Below are 26083 nucleotides of genomic sequence, written 5' to 3' on the forward strand. Positions count from 1 at the left end.
CGACGCACATCCGCAGGGCACACGACTCATCAGCAGTCCGGGCAGAGCCAATGATCGATTTCCACGGTTTCCATCCGGACCGTATCACCCTTCTTGAAGCCGTATGGCTTCAACTTGCTCGACTGGAGCACTGCACCGGTAGTCGTAAGTTCGGGGTATCCGGTCGCTTGGTTGGGCGTGAGCGGACCGGTATTGGTCTTTACCTCGATCGCTACCCACGCGCCGTCCGGTCGCCTTGCAATGAAGTCAGCGATGAAGACATCGTTATTACTGTCAAGGAATCGCACCTCTTTTGTGATGTTTTGGTATCCCTCGGCAGCCAGCCTGTCCGCCGTCGCAAACGCCCCCAGACCTCCGTGGTCAATTCCTGTAGCCGGGCAGGCCCCAACGCTTCCTGCATTGTGTACCAGGACGGGGTGGGACCCCACGAGTACGTGGTACGTATGCGGGCCAGTGATGGTCAAGTTGTGTACGCGGGCGCTCTGGGTCCAGCGTTGGACGGCCTTGATCTGGACAAGGGTGCCGGCTGAGGTGCGAAGCCACTGTCCGACCTTCAGGTCACCAGCGTCGACCCACTGGCCCGCGTTAGCGACCCAGAAGGGATGGTTGTCTGTGGAGGTAAGCGTCTCCTTGCCGTCCGCCCCTTCCTGAACAGTGATCCTTACTAGGTTTTTGAAGCCCTCGCTGAGGATTTCAGCGGTCACCTTCTGCAGTGATGTTTTCCCGGTCCAGGGATCTGTCGCCAGGACCTCATCACCGACTCTCAGGTCCTCAATGTCTTTGGCGGTGCCGTCGGCCATGAGTACCTGGGTGCCTGGGAGGAAGCTACTCGGTCTGAGGCAGGCCAGCGCTCGGGCGGCCTCCTTGTCGCCTTTCTTGATAAGGTTTGCCGCTTTGCTGAGTTTCCCTAGTGGCAGGAGTCCGGCCACCGTCCATACACAACCGCTGACGCTCCCCTTCGCGCACCGAATGGCATCGCGCACGCCGATGAGTTCGAGGAAGTCGCCTGAAGGCCTGATCCAGCCGAGTTGGTGGGCTGCGTCGCACTCCGGGCTTCCTGGTCCCTGCATGCACAGGTTTTCGGCCCACTGGACGAGGAGCTGGGTGTAGGTCTGGTTGCCGAACGGGTCGTAACCGCGGTTGCGGAGGGATTCCTCGCTGGGGATCTCCACGCCGGGAACGATCTCGGGCTGCTTTGTGCTACCCGCGCCGCTTTTGTTGCTGCTGTTGCTGTTGTTGCTGCTGGACCAGCTGCTTTCGGTGACCACGGATTCGACGTTGCCGTCTTTGTCGTAGCAGTTGTAATGCGTGCAGCCCGGTCCGTTGTCCGCTGTCCAGACGCTGTCAGGGTTGTTCAGGCTGCAGCCGTCGCAGAAGAGCCCTGTCGGGTCGGAGTGTGTGACGGGACTGTTGTTGGCGTAGCTGTAGCCGTTGAGCGACAGTGCGTTGTTGGTGTCGAGGACGGGGTCGACGCTGACGAACTGTCCGGTGGCAGGGTCGTATTCGCGGGCCCCTATGTGGGTCAGTCCGGTTGTGTCGTCGGCGGGCATTCCAAGGAATGCCTTGTCGTCGGGCCAGGTGGACGGTTCGCTGCCGCGAGGTGCCCCGAAGGGGCTGAGGTAGCGGCGGGTGGCGGCCTGGGCCGTGTTGTCCTTGACGGTCAGGCTCATGGTGCCGTGGTGGTCGCCGGCCTGGAAGGAGAGGCTGCTGGTTCCGGCCTCGGCCGTTCGTACAGCGCCGCCCGCGTAGTAGCGGGTGCCCGAGAGGGCTTTGTTCGCACCGCTGTTGGAGACGGTGAGTCTCACCTCGGTGCTGCCGAGATACAGGACGGTCTCACCGTCGATGGTGGCGGCTCGGCGGATCAGAAGCTCTCCGTCCGCGCCGTAGACGTACTGCGTCTTGGTGGCGGGCTTGGTGCCGGCGGCGGGCTCGTCGGCTTGGGCGAGTTTGCCTTCGCTGTTCCAGCTCAGTGTCTGGGTGGCTTGGGTACCGGGCCGGGTGGTGGTGTTGCCGGCCTTGTCATACGCGTAAGTAGCGGTGGTCGGTGTTGAGCTTCCCGGGACGGTCGTCTCGGTCTTGGTCAGCGGATGTGGTTGTCCGGTCGTCGTGCCGTGGGTGTAGGTGACGTCGGTGTTTCCGGAAGCACCGTGCTGGGTCTGGGTCTTGCGCTGACCGGCGCTGTTGTAGGTGTAGCTGTACCAGTACGGGGCGGCGCCGCCCAGGTTGGACATGGTTCGGCCGGTGATGGAGCAGTCCGCGGTCTTGGGGGTCCAGGCTTCAGTGAGGCGGCGGTGGCCGTCGTAGGCGAAGCACTGGTGGTCGGCCTGGGAGGTGCTCTGCCAGGTGGCCGCGTCGGAGATGGCGGTGATGTTGCCGGCGTCGTCGTAGGTGTACTTGAGGTCCTGCAGCATGTAGCTGTGGGTGTCGGTGGTTACGTCCGACTCTTTCAGGCGGCGAGTGCCGTCTTCGTACTGATTCGCGACGTACACCTTCTTGCCGGCGGAGTCACTGCCGAGAGTCTGCTGCTCCAGGAGTCCGACCGGGGTGTATGTGGTGCCGAGCAGGTAACCGGTGGCGCCCTTGGCCGTGTTGAGCATGCCCAGGGGGTTGTAGGTGTAGTCGATCTGCTCGTAGGTCTGGGTGCCGGTGGCGGGCAGTCCTGCGACGGCGGGTTCCCGGCTGTACTGGATGGTGCCGTCGACGTTGTAGGCCGTGGAGAAGTTCAGGGTCTGCGGCACGCCGGCGGCGACGAGTGGTTCGTCGGCGGATGCGGGCAGCTGCAGCTGGGTGGACAGGGGCTGGTAGAGGCTGTTGTAGGAGGTGACCTTCTGGGTGTAGGCCTTGCCGGCCACGCCCCCGGCATAGCGGGTGGCGGCGTCCAGGTAGCCCTTGCCATTGGCTACCGTGTCAAAGGTCCAGGCAGCCAGTTTGTTGGCGTCGGTCCTGTCCGTCTGCCATAGGCCCGTTTTACGGCCGAGGTCGTCGTAGCCGTAGAGCAGTTTCCTGTTCTCGGCGTCGGTGGTCGTGTCCAGTTGGTCCAGGCTGGTGTAGGTCGACGTGGTCGTGCCACTGTCTGGGTCGTCGGCGGCGATGCGGCGGCCCTGGAGGTCGTAGTCGTAGGACCACTGCTCGTTGTCCGGGCCGGTGATGGTCTTGGTCTGGCCGCCGGGAGCGTAGGCGAAGGCGGTGACGGCCGGTGTGCCGGTCGGTGTGGGGTTGGGGTACTCGCGGCGCTCGGTGACCTGTCCGAGGAGGTTGCTCACGAGGGTGACGGCCTTGCCGCCGGCGGGCGCGGTGGTGGTTACGGAGTCTCCGGTGTAGCTGGTGGTCGTGGTCCAGCGGGTGGTGCTGTAGGTCTTGGTCACCACCTGGGTCGGGCGGCCGATCGCGTCGTAGCTGGTGGCAGTGTGCAGCGGGGCGGAGCCGCCCGCGGTTGCGACCAGCGTGCCGGAGGGGGCGGTGGCGCTCTCCCACAGGTCCGCGTTGGACTCGACCGCCAGGCCGCGGTCGTCGTAGAGGGTCTCGTTGACGATCCGGCCGCCGCGTGGGGATGGCGCCTGTGTCTGGCGTGGTCGCTGGAGTGCGTCGTAGATCTCGTAGCTGGTGTTGTACTGGGTCTTGCCGAGGACCGAGGTGGAGATCCACGAGGGTGCGGTCTTGGAGATGCTGTAGCCGAACTTGTAGTTGCCGCCCTGGCCCAGGACGCGGGAGCGGTTGGCCAGCCAGACCTCGGTCAGTCGGCCGAGGCTGTCGTAGGCCTGTTCAGTGATCCTGTTGTTGGGGTCGGTGGTCTTCAGGGGGAGGCCGCGGCCGGCGTCCATGACCGTGACGGTCTTGTGGCTCTTGGCGTTGGTGACGTCCATCTGCGTCAACGGGCCGGCGGCAGCTGGTGTGTACGTGGTGCTGGTGGTTTGGCCGCTGTTGTTCGAGACAGCGGTTGCGCGCCCGAGGGTGTCGTACGTGGTCTGGGTGACCTTCTGCCAGATCGGGTTGTCAGAGGCGTCGTAACCGTTGGCGCGGCCGATCCAGCGGACCGCGCCCTTGGTCGGCACCTGACCCGCCGACCAGGTGGCCGTGTCGTAGGCGGTGGCGGTGTCGCCGATCACGTCCCCGGGGCGGACGTCGTTGGCCGGCAGATCCAGCTGGTCGGTCGGCACGCTGCATTTCTTTGCGACGACCTGCTGGCGGGAGACCAGGGCGGTAAGTCCGGCGGTGGTGTTGCGGGCGTACCAGGTGCGGGTGCAGACCTCGTCGCCCGAGGCCTCGGTGCCGGAGTCCTCCACCGTCACGGGCATGCCGTAGTCGTCGTACGTCGTCTTGGTGGTGCGGGTTTTGTCGGTGGCGCTGATACCGGAGGTCACCCGGGTGCGGGTGTGGCCGGCTTCGGTGCGGACGTAGTAGGCCTCGGTGTCGGCGTACGACTTGTGCTGCGTGGCGGTCTTCTTCGACCAGGGGTCGTTGATCTTTCCGGAGATTTCGTCGGCACCGTTGTAGGTGGCCTGTTCACGGGTGAAGCCGGCGTACTGATCGAGGTCGGTGATCGGTGCGGCCTTGATCCCCGGGACCTCGACCGTGCGTGTGGAGCCGTCCTTCTGTCTGTCGGCGTGCATGCCACGCAGATAGACGGTGACGTCCTTGGACTTGGGTCCGGTGTCGTCGCCGACGGTGTGGGTGACCTCTCCATAACCGCGCCAGATGGACCATGTGCGTTCCTTCTGCGGCGTCATGGGGTCGTCGTTGTAGTGCCAGGCGCCGCCGCCGGAGTAGTCGTAGTGGTGGTTGACGGCCAGGGTGCCGCCATAGGCGGAGGTAAGGCGGACGTCGGAGACGGGGTACTTCTGGAACCAGTCGAGCTGAGGGACGGAGCCGCCGTTGGGGGACCAGTAGATCGGGTAGCAGCGCTTGGTGTTGTTGTCCTCGGCCGGTTTGGTCATGCCGGCGGTGCACTCGGCCGGCAGATAGTTGATGGTGGTCTGCTGGCCAGTCTCGGAGACGATGGTGGACAGGCGTGGCCTGCCCAGCGGCAGGATGTTGTCTGCCGTGCCATCGACGCGGTTGGTGAACATCTGGTGGCCGAACTTCATGGCCGGGAGCGTGATGTCGGTGCCGTAGGTGCCGACACGCTGCAGTTCGTCCAGCCACAGCGACTGGTCCGAGGAGTCGCCGACCTCACCGGGGTCGAGGTAGAGGTGCTTGAGCCGGTAGGAGTCGACCTGGTCGAAAGCGGCGGTGGTGAGTTTGGTGTTCCAGAAGTAGGTGTCGACGCTGGTGAGTCGCTTGCGGGTGAAGAAGGTGGGACTGGACTGGCCGGTGCAGGCGTCGCCGTCCTTGCAGATGGCGTCATAGGGCACGTCGGGCCAGTTGGTGCGGTGCGCCTCGTCCAGGGTGTCGCAGCCGGGTGAGGCGGCCAGGCAGCGTTCGGCGACGTTGAAGGTGACCTTGTTCGAGGCCGCCGGAGTGCCGGTGAACAGGGCGTCGGCGCGCTGGCCGTAGCGGATTTCCTTCAGGTAGCCGCCGCGGACATATTCCGTGCCGGGGGTGTCGACGCCGTTCTTGGCATACCGGTTCTTCTCCTGGGCGTACCAGTAGGTCATTGCGTTGCCGTGGGTGTCCTCGACCATGTCGAGGTTCCATCGCCACGCCTGGATGTCCCACCGGTCGGCGAAGCTTGTGCCGCCGGAATAGCCGGGCTCGTCCTCGTCGTCGCCGAAGACGGGCACGGTCCACACCGAGTTGGTACGTTCGCCGGTCGGGGCACCGGGCAGCTTGTGCAGGCCAAAGGTGTAGGCGGTGCCGTCACCGGTCGTCACGCGCCAGTACTCGCCGCTGCTGTCGCCGTTGCCGAGGCTGGTGTCAGTCAGGTGCTCGACCTTGGAGGCGTCGTCGTTCTTCAGCCGCCATTCGCCGCTGGTGTCGTCCTTGACCAGTTCCGAGGCTTGGCCGTTGAGCACGAGGGAGGCGTTGGTGTACTTCCAGCACAGGTCGTACTTGCCGCTCTGACCGTCGTCGTCACAGGAGTGGTATTTGCGCTCGATGTACGAGGAGGTGATGTCGAAGCCTTCACCGACCATGGAGCCTTGGTTGTTGGTGTTGGCGGTCCGCCCGTCCACGCTGCCGGAGTCGTAGGAGATGGCCAGATCCGGCGCCGGGCCGGCCGCGGGGGCAGGGACAGTGAGCGGGTAGCTCCAGGAGAACGAGCCGGAGGAGCCGCCGGCCTGCCACGTGGATGATGCCGCGAGCGGAGTGGCCTCGTAGTTGCCCAGACCGGAGCTGGCGCCCGCGGTAACGGCCAGCAAGGTCATCTGAAGCGCCGGTGCACTCGGGGCGGCGGGGGCGGTCGGCTTGGGCAGTGCGATGTCGCCGGTCACCTCGGCAGCACGACGGTTGTTCGTGGAGGGCAGTTCCCTCTGCTTGCGGCAGGTGGGCTTGTGGGGCGTGGTGAGGGCGCAGGCGGGCAGTTCGACCAGGCGGAGCCGACCGGCGAAGTCTGCGCCACCGACCGCGAACTTGCGGTAGTCCACGGCCAGTTGGACGCGGCCCGTATCGTTGCCGGTGACGGTGAGCAGCACCCCGTCGACGCCAACTGCCTTGGCTTTCTTGCGGTCCAGGACGGTGACGGTTACCTCGTCGGCTGCCTTGGCACGCTTCGTCTTGGGGGCTGCGATGGTGACCGGCAGGGAACCTGCCGTGGCACGGGCCGTGCCGGTGGCGGGCACGTCCACCGTGGCGGAGCCCGGCTTGGGCCACACTGGCCTGGCGGCCTGCTCCTCACGGGCTCGCCGTGCCGCGGCCTTGTCGGCGGCCTCCGCCTTCTTCAAGGCCGCAGCGCTCTTCTTGTCCGGCTCGGCCTTGAAGGGGCGCAGATCGGCTTCGCGCGGCGCGGGCAGTTCGGGCCGGCCGAGCGCCTTGTCCTTGGCCTCAGCTTTGAACTCGGTGGGCCCCAGCAGGCTGGGCACCATGGCCAGCGCCAGTACCGCAGCCGCCCGCCCTATCCAGCGTCGCCGCCCTGCTCGGTGTGCAGCCCTCATGGCCTTTTTCCGCCCATCGTCATCGTCTGACCCGCACCACGGTGCAGCTCTGAATCCGCGTCGTTGCCCTGCTTGCTGACGTGGGCGACGTGCCGGCCTCGGCGTTCGCCCCTGAATCTCCGGCTAGCCGGCCGCTTCGCCGAGAACCCGCTCGGCGATCTGGCGGCTTTCCATCGCACCGGCCCAGATCCGCAGTTGCTGTACGGCGCCGGGCAGGTACTCGCCGGGCGCCCCGTTGGTGTGACCGCGGCCGATGGCGAGCTCACCGGTGCCCTGCTGTGGATCGGCGAAGTTGGGCTCGGTGGCGTCATCTGCTTGCTCATCCGCGCCGACGAACAGGTGCAGCTTGCCGAACCGGGTCGCATCGCCGTCGGGAAATGGATCCGCGGCGTTGTACACGCCGGTGATGTGCACCAGTTCGTCCAGCACCGCCACCGCAATGGCCGAGACCTGTGTCGTGGAAACCTTGTTGCCGGCTCCATCGACCCTGGTGCGTTCGAAGCGCCACAGACATTCCGGTTTGTTGTCGCCGTCTATGTCATCGGCCAGCTTGACCAGTTTCAGGGCCCAGGAGGCCTCATTGCCGATCCTCTGCTTGGCGACCGTCACGGTGTGGCCGTCTGCCTTGCCGACCAGCTGGGCCGAGTCCACACGGGCCAGGGCGCTGACGGTGAACGAACCGGTCTCGTCGATGGCCGGACCGCTGGTGGAGGCGTAACTGGTGGCGGTGCCCTTGAGCGTGAGCACCTGTGGCGTCTCTGCGAGTTTCGCGTCTGCGGCCAGGGCCATTCCGGCAAAGGGGTAACCGGACGTCTCCGTCAGCGTGCTGCCTGTGGAGGTGGAGGCGTCCCAGCCCGCCATCAGCTCGGTGGCGGCGGCCTCGTTCTCCTTCAGTTCGCCTTCGATGCGTATCTCGGGCTCGGTCAACGCCCGCTGCCATACGGCTGTCTCATCGAGCCGTCCGCGGAAGAACTCCCCTCCGACACCGGACTTGACCGAACGGGCCCACTGCAAGCCTCCGGTTGCTGACCAGGGCTGGTAGGTGGAAGCGGCACTCGCCAGATTGACCGGCTGGCCCTGGGGCCGGCCGTTGACGAAGAGCTGAATGGTGTCGTTGGTCGGATCGGTGTCCGGAAGGCCGTCATCGCCTTCGGTTTTGAATACGCCGGCCAGGTGCGTCCAGACCTTCAGCTGAGGTTTCTGCTCGGCCGTGGAGCGGATGAACACCGGGCTGGCCTTGTCCTGGTCGGTTCGGTTGAACACCCAGGCGTTGTAGGCAGTCGAGTAGTAGAGGGCGAACGCGTTGGCGTTGCTGCCGGGCTGGGCCAGGACCACTCGGTTGACGGAGGTGTCGGTGAGATACGCCCACGTCGAGACGGTGAAGGAGTCGCTGGTGTTGATCGGCGGTGTGGACGTGGCTGCGTAGCCTTGCTGCTTGGCCGGGTCGGTGCTGTCGAGCCACAGCGACTGGTCGGCATCGCCGCGGCGGGCCAGCGAGGAAAACCCGGTCCCATCGGTGTACATGGTCGCGTTGTGCCGCAGGGTGCCTTCGACCGCGGTGTCCCGTGCGAGCTTTTCCGTCGACCCAGCGGGAGAGTCGTCGAAGTGCCACCGCCCGAGCGCGCCCTGCCCGGCTGCCACCTTCACTTTGACGTAGGCCCATTCGCCTGAGCCGCCCGAGTCCCAGCCGCGGACCTGCAGGGTCTGGCGGCCCGCTACCAAGGGAGTGACCGGTTCATCCACACTCGCCCCGGTGGCGAAGTCGGTTTTGGTCATGCCGGGCAGGAGCCACTCGTACTTGACGACGTCGGTGTCCGCAGCGTTCTGCGCGAAATGCAACGTGCCCTTGATGCCGGGCCCTCCCTGCGCGGCGCAGTCCTCAGTGACGCACAGGGTGTAGATGCCGCCCGTCACGGCGGTGACCACGGGTGGCTTCGGCCGCTCGAGGTCGACCTTGAAGTAGCACCAGGGCGTGTAGGAGGAGAACAGGTCCCCGGACTTACCGTCGTAGGTCCAGTGCGACTGGGTACGTGCCTTGACCCGGTACAGCGTCTTGTCGGTTCTCGGTGAGACCTTCGCCGTCTCCACGGTGCCGTCGGGGTCCCAGCCGGAGTCGGGCTTGTAATCGGTCCAGCTACCCACCCAGGTGCCGTCGGACTGCCGGCGCTCCATCACCCACTCGGCCTGAAGCGACCCTTCAGATGCTCCCGCGCTGTGCTCGACCTTGGTCTGCACCGACGCCTGCACCCATGGCTCAGCCCGGGTCACGATGATGGGATTCGATGACGAGGTGGCGCACTGCACATCGTCCGGGTCGCCGCCGGGGTTGCCCGGCCACAGGCCATAACGGGTCGGCACCCCGGGCTGGTAGGCGAAGTCCACCTGCAATTCGGCGTTGTCGTCGAAACGCTTCCAGGCGGTGACATCCGACTCGTCCTTCGCCTTCAGCATCAGCGTCAGATTGTCGATCTTGCCGTCGGCGAAGTTCCGCACCGTGGACTTCAAGTTCTCGTCCGGCTCGTCCGGGTTGTCGTTGAACTCGATCCACGCATTCGGCTGCTCCGGAGAGCACGCGGTGCCCCGGCCCGCCGAGACGTAGCGGTCACCCATCTGGTCCCAGCTGTTGTCCGCTTTGGGTCCGCCCGGACCAGGCCACTTGCTGCCCGACGAGATCCCATCCGTGCGCTCCAGATCCACCCACGCCGGATTGCAGTCGAACGACCATGTCTCATAGGCCCGGAAGGTCGCGTCGATCACGTACTTGCCGCGCAGGGCACTGGCGGAGTTGAACTGGAAGTACATCCGGTTCGTGTACCAGGAGCCGGTGGTACAGGCGCCCTGAGAGTTGTAGCCGCACCGGCCGATGCCGTACCCGGCCCCGTCGAACATCCAGAAGTCGTCACCGTCGGACGACAGCACCGTGCGGTACGTGTGCCCGATCCCGACTGCGGGGTCGATGTAGACCGGGTAGACCGTCGCGTCGCCTTCCAGCACCTCGGTGTCCGGCACGACGGCGATGCTGTCGTCGGCAACCTGTACGGGCATCACCGCAGAGGCGTCGCCGTCGCCGGGGCCGGCGGCCGGGTCGGTCTCCTCGGCCCCTCCCCCGGCCGCACTCTGAGTCTCGTCTTCAGCGGTGAGCGCAACCATGGGCTGGGCGCCCGAAGCCTGGACCTCGCCTGCGGAGTCCCACATCCGACCGGGCGGTCCGGTGAATATCTCCACCCCGTCGTCGTTCGCCGCCACCAGGCCGCCGTTGGTGGTGGGACTGACCTCCAGGCCGTCGCTGTCGACGCTGAAGAGCACCTTGTCCAACTCCGGGCTGGCAGCCGCCTGAGGAGTCTTGACCACAAGAACCTCGCGATAGGACTCCGCCGTGGCGGTCAGGCGCAGATCAACACCAGGAAGCACCTCGCGGTAGGTGGCCGTGTCACCTTCCAGAACCGGCTCGGGCAATGAACGGCCCCATCCCAGGGTGAGTGCGTGGCCGTTCCGGTCCCCGATCCGGATCAGGTCGGCACCGGTGCCCTTGCCGGAGAAGGAAAGGTCCACCACAGCGCCCTTCGGCGCGATGCGACCATCGGCCCGCTTGGCCAGCTTGACATCAACCTGCTTCCACGACCCGTCGGATGCCCTGGCCCGCTGCGGCGTGGTCGACTGCGTCAGCTTGAAACTGCCGTCCGGCTGAGCGAACACCTCGGAGTACTCGGTGCGCTCGAACAGCACCTCCACCGGCTCCCCGGCCTGGGCAGCAAGCGTGGACGCGGCTTCGGCCTCTGCGGGAATGGCATTTGCAGCCTGCGCAGCGGGCGATGCGGCTGCGGCGTCGGCAGTTACGGCGTGAGCCGCAGCCGTGGACGGCAGCACGCCCCCCATGACCGCCGCCGTGACCGCGGCCGCGAATGCCTTGCCGGCACTGTGACGCCACGCAGACATGCTCATCCCAATGCCTCCCCCGACTCCACGAAGTCCCCACCCGGGAGTCACAAGCTGATCAAAGTGGAGGCACTTTACTTACGCCATATCTGTGCATGTCAAGAACTTGGCCGAGGTTTCCGCAGATGATCGCGAGGACGCCAGCACCGGCCGGCAACACCCAGGCAGCAACAGGCGGTTGAAAACTGCTTACTCTCGGCAATGAACTCCGGTGCAAGATAAGGGAACATACGTACACCGATAGACCTGGGATGAGAGGTTCGCCTGTGAGACCCACCCGTGTCGTCCTGGCCCTCGTGGCCACCGCCCTGGCCCCGGCGCTGCTGCTGACGACCCCGGCGGTCGCCGCGTCGGCCGCGACCACCGTGTCGACCACGTCGACGGCTGACATGTCCGACGACGACCTCCGCGTCGCGATCGCCCGCATCCTCGCCGCCGCCGATCCGAAGACCGACAAGGCGGTCATCCGAGAGGCCAACGAGGCCCTCGACGCCAACACCCCGGAAGCGCTACGTGCCTTCCTGAAGACCGGCTACCGCCTCGCCGTCGCCGAGGACGACCGCGTCCGTATCTTCCGCATCCTCGCCACGGCCGACCCGAAGACCGACAAGGCGGTCATCCGAGAGGTGAACGAGACCCTCGACGCCGACACCCCGGAAGCCCTGCGCGCCTTCCTGGAGACCGGCTACCGCCTCGCCGTCGCCGAGGACGACCGCGTACGCGTGGCCCGCATCCTCGCCGACCCGACGATCAGCGAGGCGCTGCGGGCCGCAGCGGAGGCCGTGATCGACGGGACGCCGGAGGAACTGCGGTACTTCATCGAGGTGGGGCAGTACGAGGTGTGACGGCTGACCGACAGCCGAGTGACGCGACTCCCCCCAGGGACGCGCCACTCGGCTGCGGTCAGCTCACGCGCATTACGCGTGCGCGTCGGCGAACCGCTTGAATGCGGCCCGGGTCTTGGGTCCGGCGTCACCGTCGATCTCGCCGTCGTAGCCGCTGGTCGCCTTCAGCTGCCTCTGCAGCGCCTTCACCGTGCCGGTCCCGGGGTCACCGTCGATGTTGCCCTCGTACCCCCAGTACTTCTGGAGGCAACGCTGGTACGCCTTCCAGCTGTTGGTGCCGAGCTGGCCGTCGATACCGGCGTTGTAGTTCCAGTGCTCCTTCAGCCAGCGCTGGACGTTCTTCGCCTGCGCGGAGCTCAGGCCGAAGTTCTGCGTCGCGAGCAGGCTGATCTCCCCGGAACCCGCCGGCTTCGCGACCGGCTCGGACGCGGCGATGCTGGTACCGGCGGTCCCTGCGGCGATACCGAGGACGGTGACGGCACTGACGAGGGTCCGTGCCAGGATGCGCGAGCGCATGTGCTTCCCCCTTTGACTCGTGGGTCGTTACGCCGATGAGTCTTAGGGGGCGGGCGCGGCAGCGGTACCTCGACAGTTATAGGGACCGGATGAAGGCGTCCCATGCGGGGGTGGGGAACAGGAGGGCGGGGCCGTCGGGGTTTTTGGAGTCTCGGACGGGGACGGCAGCGCCGGGGAGGTGGGCTACTTCGACGCACTCGCCAGCCTGGGAGTTGCTGTAACTGCTCCTGCGCCAGGCGGCGGAGTCCAGGTCAATCCCCTTGCTGCGCTTCATCTCTGTAGGTCCTTGCCAGCTCGTCCATCAAGGCCAGGGACGCCTCGGGTGACAGCGCGACGGCCCTCAGCAAATCGTATCTACGACGGTACTGCTGCACTCGGGCCGGATAGTCGACGATCTGCCCGGTGAAATCACCCTCGGTGTACACCAGCGGTGGGGCGTCGGCGAAGGTCATGATCTTGGCCATGCCATTCCTGAGCGTGTGCCAGGGGGTTGTTTCCGGAACGATCTGAAGAACGCTCCGTGTGGACCGGATCACGTTGAGGATGTGCTCCACCTGGTCGGCCAGCACCGCCGGGGGAAGCGGCGTTCTCCGGATGACCGACTCGCTCAGGATCCCCCAGTAGGTGGGCCGGTCCTCGCGTTTCCACAACTCCGCACGTGCCAACCGTGCGCGGATACGCTGTTCGATCTCCTCCTGCTGCGTCTCCGGATCCCCGTACTGAATCTGTCCTCGGAAGTACGCTGCGGTCTGCAGAAGCCCCGGGACGTTCACGGGCGCCCACTCTTCCAGTGTCTGCGCCTGCTTCTCCAGATCCGGAATGTCTGCGGAGTACCAGTCGTGCCCCGCCCGCCGCGCCTTGGCCGCGTCTTCACACCGCCGCTGGAAAAACCCGTCCGTCCCCAGCCGCTCATCCGCATGCCGGGCGAAGTCCAGCGGCATCCCGCGCTCACCCCGCTCGATCTGACTCAGGAACGAGATCCCCCGGAAGCTTCCCTCCACCAACTGCTCCAGCGTCAGCCCCGCTTGCTCCCTCTTCCAGCGCAACTCGGCGCCGTAGAAGCAGGGAACACTCGTCGACGCGTCCGGGTCCTTCTTCGCGGGCACAACCCACCACCGCCGTTTCTCACTTGCTCATGCACAGCCGAAACCCCTTTCACGGTACGCAACTCAACGTCACTCTGTGAGCGATTCCTCACACACCGCACACGGAGGCTCCCCCCCCCATGCCCGACACCCACCTCGAAGAACTCCGCACCGCCCTCGCAGCGAACGGCATCACCCTCCCCTCCCTCGGTGTCGACCTGCCCTCCTGCACCGCGCTGCCCGCACGCCCCCTCATCGCGCTCGGGAACTGCAATCTCGCCACGGCCGAGGCGCTGACCGACGCGCTCCGCAGGGCGGCCGAACGGTGAGTCGACCAGCCCTCGTCCTGGAACTGCTCGCGCTCCCCAAGGCCGTACCGGAGGTACGTCAGGCGGTGCGCGACTACTTGGGCACGCCGTGCCCCGAGGCGCAGCTGTGCGCGAGCGAGTTACTGACCAATGTCATCGCCCACGTCGGCGAGGCCACCCCGGTCACCGTCCGCCTCTTCCGCACCCCGGACGGCCGTATCCGACTGGAGGTCACCGATCCCGACCCGCACGCCTGGCTGATCGCCCGTAGGCCCGACGCCGACGACGAGAGCGGCCGCGGCCTGCTGCTGCTCGACGCGGTGGCGCGGCGCTGGGGGGTGTGGCTGACGCCGGCGGGCAAGACGGTGTGGTGCGAGCTGTCCGGACCCTGAAACGTTCGAGGTACCGCGTGGCCCCCGGCCGTCCGACACTGCTGACTGCTTCGACAACGGGAGGAACCCTCATGGGCAAGCGCACCTTCACCGTCCTCGGCACGATCGCCGCGGCTTTCATGCTCGCCACCACCCCCGCCTCCGCCGCGGACTCGATCCTCGAAAAGGAGAAGGGATGGCTCATGTTCACCCGCTCGTGCGGGTCCGTCTACTCTCTCGACCTCAGCACCGTCAAGGCCACCGGCATCAAGTACAACACCGGCTGCCAGGGCCACGTATGGGTGCGGGTCCACGGGAACGGCTGGGGAGACTGGCACCACGACAAGCACCAGGTCACCCTCAACAGCCCTCACGGCAAGTTCGACAAGGCGCTGGTCAAGTCATGTGCCGACTGTGACGCGCACACCGTGTACCCGAAGAACACCTGAACGGTCCCACCAGCCTCGGGCAGCTCCCCCAGGCCCACGCGATAGCCTCGCTCCAACCGTCGTGACTCAAGCGACCGTTGGGAAGAGCTGCCCTCGGGGGATCGATGACAGACGCTGACGCCGTCCTGCGGCAGGCCGGTGCGCAACCGCTGAGGCCGAGTGATCCTGGGCGTATGGGACCGTACGCCCCGCTCGGCCTCCTCGGCAGCGGCGGTATGGGCCACGTCTATCTCGCCCGCCCCGCCGACGGCAGCCGGGGTCTCGCGGCCGTCAAGGTGATCCGGCCCGAGTACGCCGAGGACGCCCGTTTCCGGCGGCGCTTCGAGCGGGAGGCGTCGGTGCACGGCAGGGTGCACACGCCGCGTACGCCGGATCTGCTCGGCACCGGGTTCGACGACTCGCTGCTGTGGATGGCGACGCAGTACCTGCCGGGGCTGAACCTCGCCGAGGCGGTCCGCGAGTGCGGCAGGCTGGAGCGCGCCGGGGTGTGGCGGCTGGTCGCCGAACTGGGGCAGGCCCTGTCCGCGCTGGCCGCCGCCGATGTCGTACACCGCGATCTCAAGCCGTCCAACGTGATCCTGTCCCTCCAGGGCGTGCACGTCATCGACTTCGGCATCGCCCAGGCCGCCGACGGCAGCGCGATCACCTCGACCGGCAGCCGCGTCGGCACGCCCGCCTACATGGCGCCCGAGTATCTGCGCGAGGGCACCTGCGACACCGCCTCCGACGTCTTCTCGCTCGCCGGGAGCCTGATCTACGCGGCCACAGGGCACGCCCCGTTCGGCGACGGCACGGGCGTCGATGTGATGCACCGGGTCGCCTTCGAGGAGCCCAAGCAGGAGATCATGGCCGAACTCGCGGCCATGGACCAGGCGTTGGCCTCGCTGCTCGGGGCCTGCCTGTCCAAGGACCCCGCCGGGCGGCCCACCCCGCGACAGCTCCTGGAGGCCGCCACGGCCGCCGGATACCGCCAAGGGCAGGCGGTGACCTGGCACGAGCCGCTGGGGGCGTATCTGCTCACCCGGCGCCAGGCCTGCGACGCGCTGGAACAGGTCGCCGTCCAGGAGACCGTCCAGCTGCGCGCGGTGGCGCCCGCGCCGCCCGCGCCCTCCGGTCCGGCGTTCACGCCGCCCGCACCGCCGTCCTGGCAGCAGCCGACGCCGGCCCCGGTCACGGCCCCCGTGCCGGTCCGTAGCAGGCGGAAGGTCTACCTCGCCGTCGCCGCCGGTCTCGCCGTGTGCACCGTCGCCGCGGGTGCCTTCTTCCTCACCCGCCCGCCGCTGGACGAGACGGCCTCGGCGACGCCCACGGCATCCGCGAGCAGCGGCGACAACGGCACCGACGACGCGCCTTCCTCACCCTCGCCCTCGCCCACCTCCAGCAAGAAGGAGAAGGAGCCCTCCCCCAGCGCGTCGGACACCAAGCCGCCGACCCAGACCTCGGACCCGACTCCTACCCCGACACCGACACCGACGCCCACCCCCACCCCTACGGCCTCGCCCACGCCCACCCCGACCCCCACGCCCACCAAGACCACCCCGCCCTGGATCTCCCAGTGCACCTACTACTCCGGCAACGAACTCACCGTCCGCGGCGACAGGGGCCAGCGCGTCGTCCAGGTGCAGTGCATGCTCACCAAGCGCGGCTTCGGCGTCGGCGCCTCGGGCGTGGACGGGCAGTTCGGCGAGGCCACGGAGACGGCCGTGAAGAAGTTCCAGCGGGCGAAGGGGCTTGAGGTGGACGGCCAGGTGGGGCCCATGACGTGGACGGCGCTGCGCCGGGCGAAGTAGCGGACCTCCTTGCGTTCTCGCGCAATGTGCCCGGGGCCCGCCCCGATTCCTCCTAGCCTGCGGCTAGTTCGTCCACGGGGGAGGAATGACACACATGCACAGCATCATCGTCGTGCCCGGCGGCGGCTCCTGTCCGGGTGACCAGTTCCATCTCGCGCCCGGCGAGACCCTGTCCTTCGGCCGCCATGACCACAGCGGCCTGACCATCACCCACGACGGCGTCTCCCGCGACGCCGGACAGATCACCGCCGTAGAGGCGCACTGGACCCTCAGCAACCTCAGCGGCACACAGACGTACGTCGTGGAGAACCCGGAAGGCGCCGGCGAGCACGTCAAGGTCGCGCCGGGGCGGCTCGACGCGCCGATTCCGTTCGAGTTCTCGCGGGTCGTGCTGCCCGCCGGGGGCGACCTGATCAGCTTCGACGTATGGGCGCCGCGTCACGACTACGCCGAGCGGCCGGGCCCGCTGGCCGGTCCGCCCACCGCGTCGGCGTTCCCGCTCGACCGGGACAAGCGGTACTTCCAGGTCCTGGTCGCCCTGTGCGCCACCCGGCTGCGCGGCGAACCGCACGCCCCGCTGCCCACCGCCGAGGAACTGACGGCCATGCTGCGCCCCAACTGGGCGTCTGTGTCGTGCACTTCGGTGCAGTGGAACATCGACTACCTGTCGGTCAAGCTGCGCCTGAAGCCTGCCCCGGACACCGTGGCCGCCGACGGCGCCACCCGCCTCAACGGCCGCAAGGAACGGCTCGTCTCGCTCGCCCTGCGCTTCGACCTGGTGCGCGAGGACGACCTGGCGCTGCTGAAGGAAGGTGCCGGGCGATGACCGCGGACGCCGCCACGCCGTTCACCGTCGCCGTGCCGAAGGGGTACCGGGTCGGCGACTGGGAGGTGCGCGAGCCCCTCGCCTGCGGCTCCTTCGCGAGCGTGTACGCCGCGCGGCGGGTGGGGGGTTCTCCCGCGGAGGCCGCCCTGAAGTTCCTGCCGACCGGCACCCGCACCCCGCGCCAGCTCCGCCACCTCCAGGAACTCTGCCGACGCGAGACCGAGTTGCTGCGCCGCCTGCGACGCCCGCGCCTCATCCGCATGTACGACACCCTCACCGTGGACGACCCGGACCGTCCCCACCTCGACGGCGCCACCGTCCTCGTACTGGAGCGTGCCGAGGGATCCCTGGAGCAGCTGCTGGAACGGCAGGGCGGGCGGCGGGCCGCAGCGGTACCGGGCGGACCCTCGCTTCTGGCTCAGATCTGCGAGGGCATCGCCCATCTCCATCACGCCGGGTGGATCCACGGCGACCTCAAACCGGCCAACGTCCTGCTGATGGCGGACGGTTCGGTCCGGCTCGCCGACTTCAACATGGCCTCCGAACTGCAGGGCACCCACGCCTACGCACCCGCGTTCGCGAGCACCGACTACTCCCCGCCGGAACTGCTGTGGGCCGAGGTCGGCGAGCAGGGCCACTGCATCCGGCCCACCGCCGACATCTGGGCCTTCGGGGTCCTCGCCCACCTCGTCCTGACCGGCGCCCCACCCCTGCCCGGCGCCACGGTCGGCGCCCGCCGGGACGCGGCACTGCGCTACGCCGACGGCCGCGCGGACCTGCGCCTCTCACCCGGACTCCCGGCCCCCTGGCGCCAGATCCTCACCGACTGCCTCGCCCCGACCCACACGGCCCGCGCCCCGCACACGGCCCGGTCCCTGCTGCGCCGCGTCGAGAAGGCGGCGGGCAAGACCCGCTCACCCCGGCTCCCCCGCCTGAAGCCTCGGCGCGGCCCGCATCCGGTCGCCCTCGGCTCCCTCGCCGCCGTCGCGGCCGGGGCGCTGGCCACGGCGGGCGTCCTCGCCCTGCGCGAACCCGCGCCCCAGGGGTACGCCCGCTGCGACCGCGGTGACGTCTGCTTCTTCACGGAGGCGGGCGGACAGGGCGAGATGTGTGCGTGGTACGAGTACGACGACGACTGGCTCGGCGGGATCATCACCTGCGACTGGGCGAAGGGCACGACGCCGAAGTCCGCCTTCAACAACGGCTACGACGGCGATCCACTCGACGACGTCCAGCTCTTCGCCAACACCGGCAAGCGGAAACCGATCGGCTGCATCCAGGCCAACAAGACGGTCGACTTCTCCGACGCCGGCCTGCCCGTCCGCTCCCACAACTGGGTGCCGGACTGCTGACGCCCTACAAGTTGAGAGGTTCCCGTGCCTCGTGGTCAGGCGGATGCTCGATGTGTCCGTATACGAACAGCACACGGGGGAATCCATCATGAAGACACGTGCGTTCGCGGCCACCGCGCTGGCGATCGGGGTCAGCCTCGGCACAGGAACGTCGTACGCCTCGGGGGACGACGTTGCGGCGGCCGCAAAGCCCCGGTTCCAGATGCCGTTCAAGTGCGACACGCACTGGCGCATCGACACCTGGGGCCACAGCCCTGCGGTGGACATGGTGGTGAAGAACAACCCCGGGTCCAGCGGCCGTTCGGTCTACCCGGGCTACAAGGGCAAGGTCGCCCAGACCTTCTGGGACCGGGGAGCCGGGAACGTCATCGTCATCGGCCACGGCGGCGGCTGGTACACGGCGTACTACCACCTCAAGGAGAAGCACGACAAGTACGTCCAGAAGGGCGACCGCGTCACCGCCAAGACCCTGATCGGCCACATCGGCGCCACCGGCAGCAACAGCGGCGACTGGGCGCATCTGCACTACGAGCAGCGGTACAAGGCGAACGGCGTCCCCGGCCAGAGCGACCGAAAGCCCGTGCACTTCAACGGCAAGAAGTACACGGGCTCGGGTCAGACCTGGAAGGACGTCAAGAGCAAGAACTGCTGAGGCTCGGTGTCATCAGTGTCAGTGGAAGAAGTGCCGCGTCCCGGTGAAGTACATCGTCACGCCGGCCTTCTTCGCCGCCTCGACCACCAGCTCGTCACGGACCGAACCGCCGGGCTGGACGATCGCCTTGACCCCGGCCTCGCTCAGGACGTCGATGTTGTCCGGGAACGGGAAGAAGGCGTCCGAGGCGACGTACGAGCCCCGCGCGCGCTCCTCGCCGGCCCGCTCCACGGCGAGCTTGCAGGAGTCGACCCGGTTGACCTGGCCCATGCCGACGCCCACCGAGGCGCCGTCCTTGGCGAGCAGGATCGCGTTGGACTTGACGGCCCGGCAGGCCTTCCAGGCGAAGGCGAGCTCGGCCAGCTCCTCGGCGGAGAGCGCCTCGCCGGTCGCCAGGGTCCAGTTGGCGGGGTCGTCGCCGTCGGCCTGGAGGCGGTCGGTGACCTGGAGGAGGGCGCCGCCGTCGATGGGCTTGATCTCGACGGGGTTGGCGGGCGCGGCGGGCGCCTTGAGGACGCGGATGTTCTTCTTCTTGGCCAGGGCCTCCAGCGCGCCGTCCTCGTAGTCCGGCGCGACGATGACCTCGGTGAAGATCTCGGCGACCTGCTCCGCCATCTCCTTGCTGACCGGCCGGTTCACGGCGATCACACCGCCGAACGCCGACAGCGGGTCACACGCGTGTGCCTTGCGGTGCGCCTCGGCGACGTCCGCGCCGGTCGCGATGCCGCAGGGGTTGGCGTGCTTGATGATCGCGACGGCCGGCCCGTCGTGGTCGTACGCGGCACGGCGGGCGGCGTCCGTGTCCGTGTAGTTGTTGTACGACATCTCCTTGCCGTGCAGCTGCTCGGCCTGCGCGAGACCGCTCCCGCTGCCGTCGACGTAGAGCGCGGCGGGCTGGTGCGGGTTCTCGCCGTAGCGGAGGGTGTTCTCGCGCTCCCAGGTGGCGCCGAGGAAGTCGGGGAACTGGGAGTCGTCGACCGGGGCGTACGAACTCGCGAACCAGCTGGCGACCGCCACGTCGTACGCCGCCGTGTGCTGGAAGGCCTCCGCCGCGAGCCGCTTGCGGGTGGTGAGGTCGAAGCCGCCGTCGCGGACCGCCCCGAGGACATCGGCGTAACGGGCCGGGCTGGTGACGACCGCCACGGACGGGTGGTTCTTGGCGGCGGCGCGCACCATGGACGGGCCGCCGATGTCGATCTGCTCCACGCACTCGTCGGGGGTGGCGCCGGAGGCGACGGTCTCGCGGAACGGGTAGAGGTTGACGACGACGAGGTCGAAGGGCTCGACACCGAGCTCTTCCAGCTGGCGCTGGTGGTCGGGGAGCCGCAGGTCGGCGAGGATTCCGGCGTGCACGCGCGGGTGCAGCGTCTTCACGCGGCCGTCCAGGCACTCGGGGAAGCCGGTGAGCTCCTCGACCTTGGTGACGGGGACGCCGGCGGCGGCGATACGGCCGGCCGTGGAGCCGGTGGAGACGAGTTCCACACCGGCTTCGTGCAGCCCGCGGGCCAGCTCCTCCAGTCCGGTCTTGTCGTAGACGCTGACAAGCGCACGGCGGATGGCCCGCTTGGCGTTGCTCTCGGCGGTCACTGGATAACTACCTTTCGTCCCTCAATGCGATAGCCGCTACGGGCGATCCGCCCCACGACTTCCACGAGCAGCCTTCGCTCGATTTCCTTGATGCGCTCGTGCAGAGCGCTCTCGTCGTCCTCGTCCCGGACCTCGACCACGCCCTGCGCGATGATCGGCCCGGTGTCGACGCCGTCGTCAACGAAGTGGACGGTGCAGCCGGTGACCTTGGCGCCGTACGCGAGGGCGTCACGGACGCCATGGGCGCCGGGAAAACTGGGGAGCAGGGCGGGGTGGGTGTTCACGAACCGCCCGCCGAACCGGGACAGGAATTCCTTCCCGACGATCTTCATGAACCCCGCGGAGACGACGAGGTCCGGCTCATGGGCGGACACGGTCTCGGCGAGGGCGGCGTCCCACTCGTCCCGGCTGTCGTAGTCCTTGACCTTCCGCACGAAGGTCGGCAGCCCGGCGCGCTCGGCCCGCGCCAGCCCCTCGATGTGCTCGCGGTCGGCGCCCACGGCCACGATCTCGGCGCCGTACGCCTCGGCACCGACGGCGGCGATCTCGTCGAGGAGCGCCTGGAGGTTGGTGCCGGATCCGGAGACCAGCACGACGAGGCGCTTGATGGGGGCCACGGGCTTAGCGGCCACGGCGGGGCCTTTCTCGGGGTTGCGTTTGTATGGTCGTACGAATGCTTCGCGCCCCCGGATACGGGGAAGTCTACGAAGCGGCCGACCGTCAGCAACGATACCGGCACTTCGGAAGGCCCCCACGGGACGGGGGCGTGGCCGGGAGGTAGCGTCTGGGCGGGCGGACTCGGGAACGCGGTTGCTGTGCGACACGTTCTTGAAGTGACAGTTCATTGCCCAAGCCCGTCCAACCAGCCCGTACAACCAAGGGGAAAGACGCTCACTTGATGTCGGACCGCAGCTTGCGACTCCTCACACTCCCCCAGCAGTCCGTGCAGTCCCTGCGGGGAGGGGAGCACAGCGGCGTGCTGCTGCGGGAACGCCCCGCGTCACCGCCGGACGCCCCCTCGGGCGGGCAGGACGGCGACCAGCAGGACAACCCCTTCGCCCCGCCGCCGGAGGGCACCCCCGACCGCCCGTGGCAGCCCCGGCGCCCGTCGTCGGGCGACGACAGCTCCCAGGATTCCGACCAGGGCGGCGACCAGACCCCGTGGGGCAACCAGTGGAGCGACCGCCAGCCGGGCCGCTCGGGCGGCGGCTTCGGTGACAATCCCCGGGGCGGCGGCCAGGAGGGTCCCGGGACCGGCGGCTCCGGCTCGGGCATGCGCTGGGACCCGACCGACCCCGCCCAACGCCGGGCGCGCTACGCCCTGCTGTCCGGCATGTGGGCCTTCTTCTTCGCCCTCTTCAGCTGGCCGTACGTGGCTCTGCTGCTCGGCGCGCTGGCCCTCTACTGGGGCATCAGCAGCCTCCGCACCAAGCCCCGCACCCCCGACCCCGACAACCCGGCCCCGCAGAACTCCGGCCGCCCCCAGACGACGGCGGCGGTGAGCGGGCTGGTCACGGCGTCCCTCGCCATCGCGGTGGTCGCCGCCGGGTTCGCGGCGCAGATGGTCTACAGCGAGTACTACACGTGCCGCGACGACGCGTTGACCAACGCGGCCAAGCAGTCCTGCGAGCGGCATCTGCCGGAGGAGTTGCGGGGGGTGCTGGGGGCTGGGGAGTAGGAGGGGGTCAGGGGTTCTGGGGGGCGTTCGGGCTTAGGGGGTCCGGGGCGTTCGGCTGGGTCGGCTCGGTGGGGTCGCTCGGCTCGCTCTGTTCGCTCTGTTCCTTCGGCTGACTCGGTTCGCTCGGCTCGTTCGGGAGCGGTTCCGCGGGCTGGAAGTCGTCCGGCTCGAAGGTCGTGTCGTGGTCGAAGGTCGGGTACGGAACGGCCTGGTCGGGCACGGGCGCCTCGGCCGTCGCTTCGACCGGCGCCTCCTCGGTCTGCACCGGGAGCTTCGCCTTCGAGTCCGTCGACCCACCGTCACCCACCTCCGCCGCCCGGGGCTTGCCGATCCGCGCCCCCTGCGTATCACTCACCGGCTCCCCCCGACGCCCGCTCACCCAGCACCGCACTCCCCGCACCACCACCGCCACGGGGACCGCGACACACGCGACCCACCCCAGCGTCGCCGCCCCGGTCTGCCACCACACCGGCCCGAACCGCGCGAGCACGCCCACCCCCAACGGCCCCCCGGACAGCGTGGTCAGCACGGCGACGAGGACCGCGCAGAACACGGCGGCCAGCACGGCGGTCAGGGCCGTCAGCCCGGGTGACCAGGTCAGGGCAGGCGCCGGCTCCTGCTGCCGGGCCCGCCCGACCGTGGACGCCTCCCCGCTCCCCGCCCCGTCCCTCCACCTCGCCGCGAACGACCCCACCACCATCCCCACCACCACAGGCAGCAGTCCCACCACCCACCGCAACGGCCCCTCGACCCCCGCCTCCGGCACGGCCTCCAGCAGCGGGAACGGCGGCAGCAGGGGCGCCGGGGCCGCGGACAGTGGCCCCACGACATGGCCCGCGCCGAATACGAAGCCGGGGCCGAGGGCGTAGGACGCCGCCCACATCGCCGCGTTCGGCACGAGCGCCATGCACAGCAGCAGCACCCCGAACCGCCCCGACCACCCCTGGGTCAGGTCCAGGAAGGACGTCCGTACCGCCCCGCCGTGCCACACCAGCGACCCGGCCACCAGCAACGCCCCGCCCCCGGCGAGCACCGCCACCCCGGCCCCCGCCGCCCGCGCCGCCGCACCGACGCGGGCGCGCCCCGCCGCGCCGGGCACCAGCCGCCGTACCCGCGCCGGGAGTACCAGCAGCAGGCCGTCCACCACTTCGGGCCGCCGTTCGCACGCCGCCCACACCCCCACCCCGGCCGCGCCCGTCACGACCAGCGGCAACCACATCACCGTCCACAGCCACGACGGCCGCAGTTCACCGCCGGTCGCGTAGATCGCGGCGGCCGTGCCGACCCCGAGATAGCCGAGTACGACGCCCGCCCACGCCGTACCGATCGACGCCAGCGGCACCCCCTCGCCCCCGTCCGCCGCCGCGTCCCGCGCCGCCCGGTGCACCAGCCACACCGGCAGCGCGAGCAGCAGCAGCGGGGTGACCCCGACCGGCACGGGGACGCCGGAGAGCGTGTCGGTGCGGACCAGTTCGGCGCCGTGCGCCAGCAGCCACAGCACGGAGGCGATCCGCAGCGCGCTGCCCGGACCGCCGTCCGGATACGGCGAGCTGATCCACAGCGCGATCACCACCACGGCGAACACACCGAGCCCCAGCCCGGCCGCCACCGCACCGCTGAAGAGGCTGGCGCCCAGGCCGGGCGTGCGCCGGCGCAGGCGCGTGAGCAGGGGCGTTCGACGAGCGGTCATCTCGATCACGCCCGCCATGGTCCCAACGACACGCGCTTTTGCCCCGTAACAGGCGAACCCAGGACGTGTCGCTCAATATATGTTTATGTACTTTTTCGTACGAAGGAGTGCGTAAGAGTACGTAGGAGTGCATACCCGGTGAGCAGACGGAGCTTCAGAAACCCGAGGAAGTGCATGAGGTGACGGCACATCAGGCACATCAGCCCTTGACCCCGGCCCAGGCCTTCGACGCGCTCTACGCCTTCTGCGCCCCCGCCCTCGTACGGCAGACCTATCTGCTCAGCGGGCGCCGCGAACTCGCCCGCGAATCGGTCGAGCGGGCCTTCCAGGCCGCCTGGCAGCGCTGGCCGGAAGTGGCCAGGGACCGGGATCCGGCGGGCTGGGTGCGGGCGACGGCGTACGACTTCGCGCTCTCCCCCTGGCACCGGTTCCGCCCCCGCTACCGGCACCCCGAACCGCCGCCCTCGGACGCGTTCGACCGCGCCCTGCTGGACGTACTCCTCCAACTGCCGCCGCCTCAGCGCCGCACGCTCGTCCTCTACGACGGTGTGGGCCTCGACCTGCCCGAGACGGCGGCCGAGACGGAGGCGAGCACTCCGGCCACCGCCAACCGACTGCTGCACGCCCGCACCGCGGTCGCCGCCCGCCTCCCGGACCTCTCCGACCCCACGGAACTGCACCGCCGACTGGCGGAACTGGCCTCCACGGAGCGCCTGCGGGCCCCCAAACCCCTGACGGTGCGCAGCGGCAGCGAACGCCGGGCACGCTTCTGGACCCGGGCCGCGATCGCCTTCACGGTGACCCTCATCGGCACGACGGCCCTGACACTGCGAACCGCCCCCACCCGCTACGAGCCTCCGGTGCCGCCGGGGGCGACGGTGCGCGGGGTGCCGCCGAGGATGGCGCCGGGGCCGTTGTCGGAGAAGGAACTGGAACTGAGGGAGAAACTGCGCTCACAGCTACAGGCGGGCCCGGAGCGACTGGCGCCCCAGTCCACGTAATGCCGGAGGGCCCGCCCCCACGCAGGGAACGGGCCCACCAAGGTTCAGCCAGGTGCCTTAACGGCGTACCTTCAGCCGCCCAGGATCTCGCGGGCGAGCTTCGCCGTCTCGGTCGGCGTCTTGCCGACCTTGACGCCGGCGGCCTCAAGGGCCTCCTTCTTCGCCTGGGCGGTGCCGGACGAACCGGAGACGATGGCGCCGGCGTGGCCCATGGTCTTGCCCTCGGGCGCGGTGAAGCCCGCGACATAGCCGACGACCGGCTTCGTCACGTTCTCCTTGATGAAGGCCGCGGCCCGCTCCTCGGCGTCGCCACCGATCTCACCGATCATCACGATCAGGTCGGTGTCGGGGTCGGCCTGGAACGCGGCGAGCGCGTCGATGTGCGTGGTGCCGATGATCGGGTCACCACCGATGCCGACGGCGGTCGAGAAGCCGATGTCACGCAGCTCGTACATCATCTGGTACGTCAGCGTGCCGGACTTCGAGACCAGACCGATACGGCCCGGCTTGGTGATGTCGCCCGGGATGATGCCGACGTTCGACTGGCCCGGGGTGATGATGCCGGGGCAGTTCGGGCCGATGATGCGGGTCTTGTTGCCCTTCTTGCCCGCGTACGCCCAGAAGTTCGCGGAGTCGTGCACCGCGATGCCCTCGGTGATCACGACGGCCAGCGGGATCTCGGCGTCGATGGCCTCGATGACCGCGTCCTTGGTGAACTTCTCCGGCACGAAGATGACGGAGACGTTGGCGCCGGTCTTCTCGATGGCCTCCTTGACGGTCCCGAAAACGGGTACCTCGGTGCCGTCGAAGTCCACGGTCTGCCCCGCCTTGCGCGGGTTCACGCCGCCCACGACCTCGGTGCCGTCACCGAGCATGAGCTTGGTGTGCTTCATGCCCGTGGCGCCGGTCATGCCCTGGACGATGACCTTGCTGTCCTTGTTGAGCCAGATAGCCATGGTGTGTTGTGTC

The 26083-nt window shown here is 68.7% G+C and carries 19 protein-coding genes; 10 read left to right on the top strand and 9 right to left on the bottom strand.

Going from position 1 to position 26083, the window contains the following annotated elements:
• Window positions 1-29: 29 nt before the first annotated feature.
• Window positions 30-7028 carry a polymorphic toxin-type HINT domain-containing protein gene (locus tag IE325_RS26025; protein WP_190072476.1) on the bottom strand — a complete coding sequence of 2333 codons (6999 nt, stop codon included), beginning with the start codon at window positions 7026-7028 and terminating at the stop codon, window positions 30-32.
• 123 nt (window positions 7029-7151) lie between these two features.
• On the bottom strand, window positions 7152-10970 hold the full coding sequence (locus IE325_RS26030; protein WP_229912033.1) for a LamG-like jellyroll fold domain-containing protein: 3819 nt from the start codon (window positions 10968-10970) through the stop codon (window positions 7152-7154).
• 260 nt (window positions 10971-11230) lie between these two features.
• Here IE325_RS26030 and IE325_RS26035 point away from each other — a divergent pair, with 260 nt between their 5' ends.
• A complete protein-coding gene (locus tag IE325_RS26035; protein ID WP_229912034.1) occupies window positions 11231-11809 on the top strand; it encodes an ALF repeat-containing protein in 579 nt (192 codons plus the stop codon).
• A 72-nt stretch (window positions 11810-11881) separates the two neighbouring features.
• Here IE325_RS26035 and IE325_RS26040 read toward each other — a convergent pair whose 3' ends face one another.
• The 3 genes from IE325_RS26040 to IE325_RS26050 form a co-directional block, all read right to left on the bottom strand.
• Window positions 11882-12325: a peptidoglycan-binding domain-containing protein gene (locus tag IE325_RS26040; protein ID WP_190072478.1), complete on the bottom strand. Its 444-nt coding sequence runs from the start codon at window positions 12323-12325 to the stop codon at window positions 11882-11884.
• 76 nt (window positions 12326-12401) lie between these two features.
• Window positions 12402-12599, bottom strand: a complete 198-nt coding sequence (locus IE325_RS26045; RefSeq protein ID WP_190072479.1) for a DUF397 domain-containing protein — start codon at window positions 12597-12599, stop codon at window positions 12402-12404.
• Entirely contained in the window at window positions 12577-13431 is an 855-nt protein-coding gene (locus IE325_RS26050; RefSeq protein ID WP_190072480.1) for a helix-turn-helix domain-containing protein, read from the bottom strand. The genes IE325_RS26045 and IE325_RS26050 overlap by 23 nt, the downstream gene beginning before the upstream one ends.
• A 119-nt stretch (window positions 13432-13550) precedes the next feature.
• On the opposite strand from IE325_RS26050, the gene IE325_RS26055 reads away from it, so the two are divergent.
• From IE325_RS26055 to IE325_RS26085, 7 genes are all read left to right on the top strand, one after another.
• On the top strand, window positions 13551-13739 hold the full coding sequence (locus IE325_RS26055) for a hypothetical protein (RefSeq protein ID WP_190072481.1): 189 nt from the start codon (window positions 13551-13553) through the stop codon (window positions 13737-13739).
• Complete coding sequence (locus tag IE325_RS26060) at window positions 13736-14110, top strand: ATP-binding protein (RefSeq protein WP_190072482.1); 375 nt, start codon at window positions 13736-13738, stop codon at window positions 14108-14110. Before IE325_RS26055 ends, IE325_RS26060 begins: the two co-directional genes overlap by 4 nt.
• 71 nt (window positions 14111-14181) lie before the next feature.
• Window positions 14182-14538, top strand: coding sequence for a hypothetical protein (locus IE325_RS26065; RefSeq protein ID WP_190072483.1), 357 nt, complete (start codon window positions 14182-14184; stop codon window positions 14536-14538).
• Window positions 14539-14642: 104 nt separating this feature from the next.
• Window positions 14643-16328 (top strand): protein kinase domain-containing protein, encoded by a 1686-nt coding sequence (locus IE325_RS26070; RefSeq protein WP_190072484.1) that lies wholly within the window; start codon window positions 14643-14645, stop codon window positions 16326-16328.
• A 94-nt stretch (window positions 16329-16422) separates the two neighbouring features.
• Window positions 16423-17154 carry an FHA domain-containing protein gene (locus IE325_RS26075; protein ID WP_190072485.1) on the top strand — a complete coding sequence of 244 codons (732 nt, stop codon included), beginning with the start codon at window positions 16423-16425 and terminating at the stop codon, window positions 17152-17154.
• The gene (locus IE325_RS26080) at window positions 17151-18506 is read left to right on the top strand and encodes a protein kinase domain-containing protein (protein WP_190072486.1); all 1356 of its coding nucleotides are present in this window, start codon (window positions 17151-17153) and stop codon (window positions 18504-18506) included. Before IE325_RS26075 ends, IE325_RS26080 begins: the two co-directional genes overlap by 4 nt.
• Before the next feature lie 88 nt (window positions 18507-18594).
• Window positions 18595-19158: a M23 family metallopeptidase gene (locus IE325_RS26085; RefSeq protein ID WP_190072487.1), complete on the top strand. Its 564-nt coding sequence runs from the start codon at window positions 18595-18597 to the stop codon at window positions 19156-19158.
• Window positions 19159-19176: 18 nt separating this feature from the next.
• On the opposite strand, the gene purH is transcribed toward IE325_RS26085, so the two are convergent.
• Both purH and purN read right to left on the bottom strand, forming a co-directional pair.
• On the bottom strand, window positions 19177-20745 hold the full coding sequence (gene purH / locus IE325_RS26090; RefSeq protein WP_190072488.1) for a bifunctional phosphoribosylaminoimidazolecarboxamide formyltransferase/IMP cyclohydrolase: 1569 nt from the start codon (window positions 20743-20745) through the stop codon (window positions 19177-19179).
• The gene (purN, locus tag IE325_RS26095) at window positions 20742-21377 is read right to left on the bottom strand and encodes a phosphoribosylglycinamide formyltransferase (RefSeq protein WP_190072489.1); all 636 of its coding nucleotides are present in this window, start codon (window positions 21375-21377) and stop codon (window positions 20742-20744) included. Before purN ends, purH begins: the two co-directional genes overlap by 4 nt.
• 266 nt (window positions 21378-21643) lie before the next feature.
• On the opposite strand from purN, the gene IE325_RS26100 reads away from it, so the two are divergent.
• The gene (locus IE325_RS26100; protein WP_190072490.1) at window positions 21644-22423 is read left to right on the top strand and encodes a hypothetical protein; all 780 of its coding nucleotides are present in this window, start codon (window positions 21644-21646) and stop codon (window positions 22421-22423) included.
• Between the two features lie 7 nt (window positions 22424-22430).
• Here IE325_RS26100 and IE325_RS26105 read toward each other — a convergent pair whose 3' ends face one another.
• On the bottom strand, window positions 22431-24131 hold the full coding sequence (locus IE325_RS26105) for a cell division protein PerM (RefSeq protein WP_190072491.1): 1701 nt from the start codon (window positions 24129-24131) through the stop codon (window positions 22431-22433).
• Window positions 24132-24292: 161 nt separating this feature from the next.
• On the opposite strand from IE325_RS26105, the gene IE325_RS26110 reads away from it, so the two are divergent.
• Complete coding sequence (locus IE325_RS26110) at window positions 24293-25114, top strand: SigE family RNA polymerase sigma factor (RefSeq protein ID WP_229912036.1); 822 nt, start codon at window positions 24293-24295, stop codon at window positions 25112-25114.
• 71 nt (window positions 25115-25185) lie between these two features.
• On the opposite strand, the gene sucD is transcribed toward IE325_RS26110, so the two are convergent.
• A complete protein-coding gene (sucD, locus tag IE325_RS26115) occupies window positions 25186-26070 on the bottom strand; it encodes a succinate--CoA ligase subunit alpha (RefSeq protein ID WP_190072492.1) in 885 nt (294 codons plus the stop codon).
• Window positions 26071-26083: the final 13 nt, after the last annotated feature.

It is taken from the genome of Streptomyces lanatus (assembly GCF_014655715.1).
Taxonomy (GTDB): domain Bacteria; phylum Actinomycetota; class Actinomycetes; order Streptomycetales; family Streptomycetaceae; genus Streptomyces; species Streptomyces lanatus.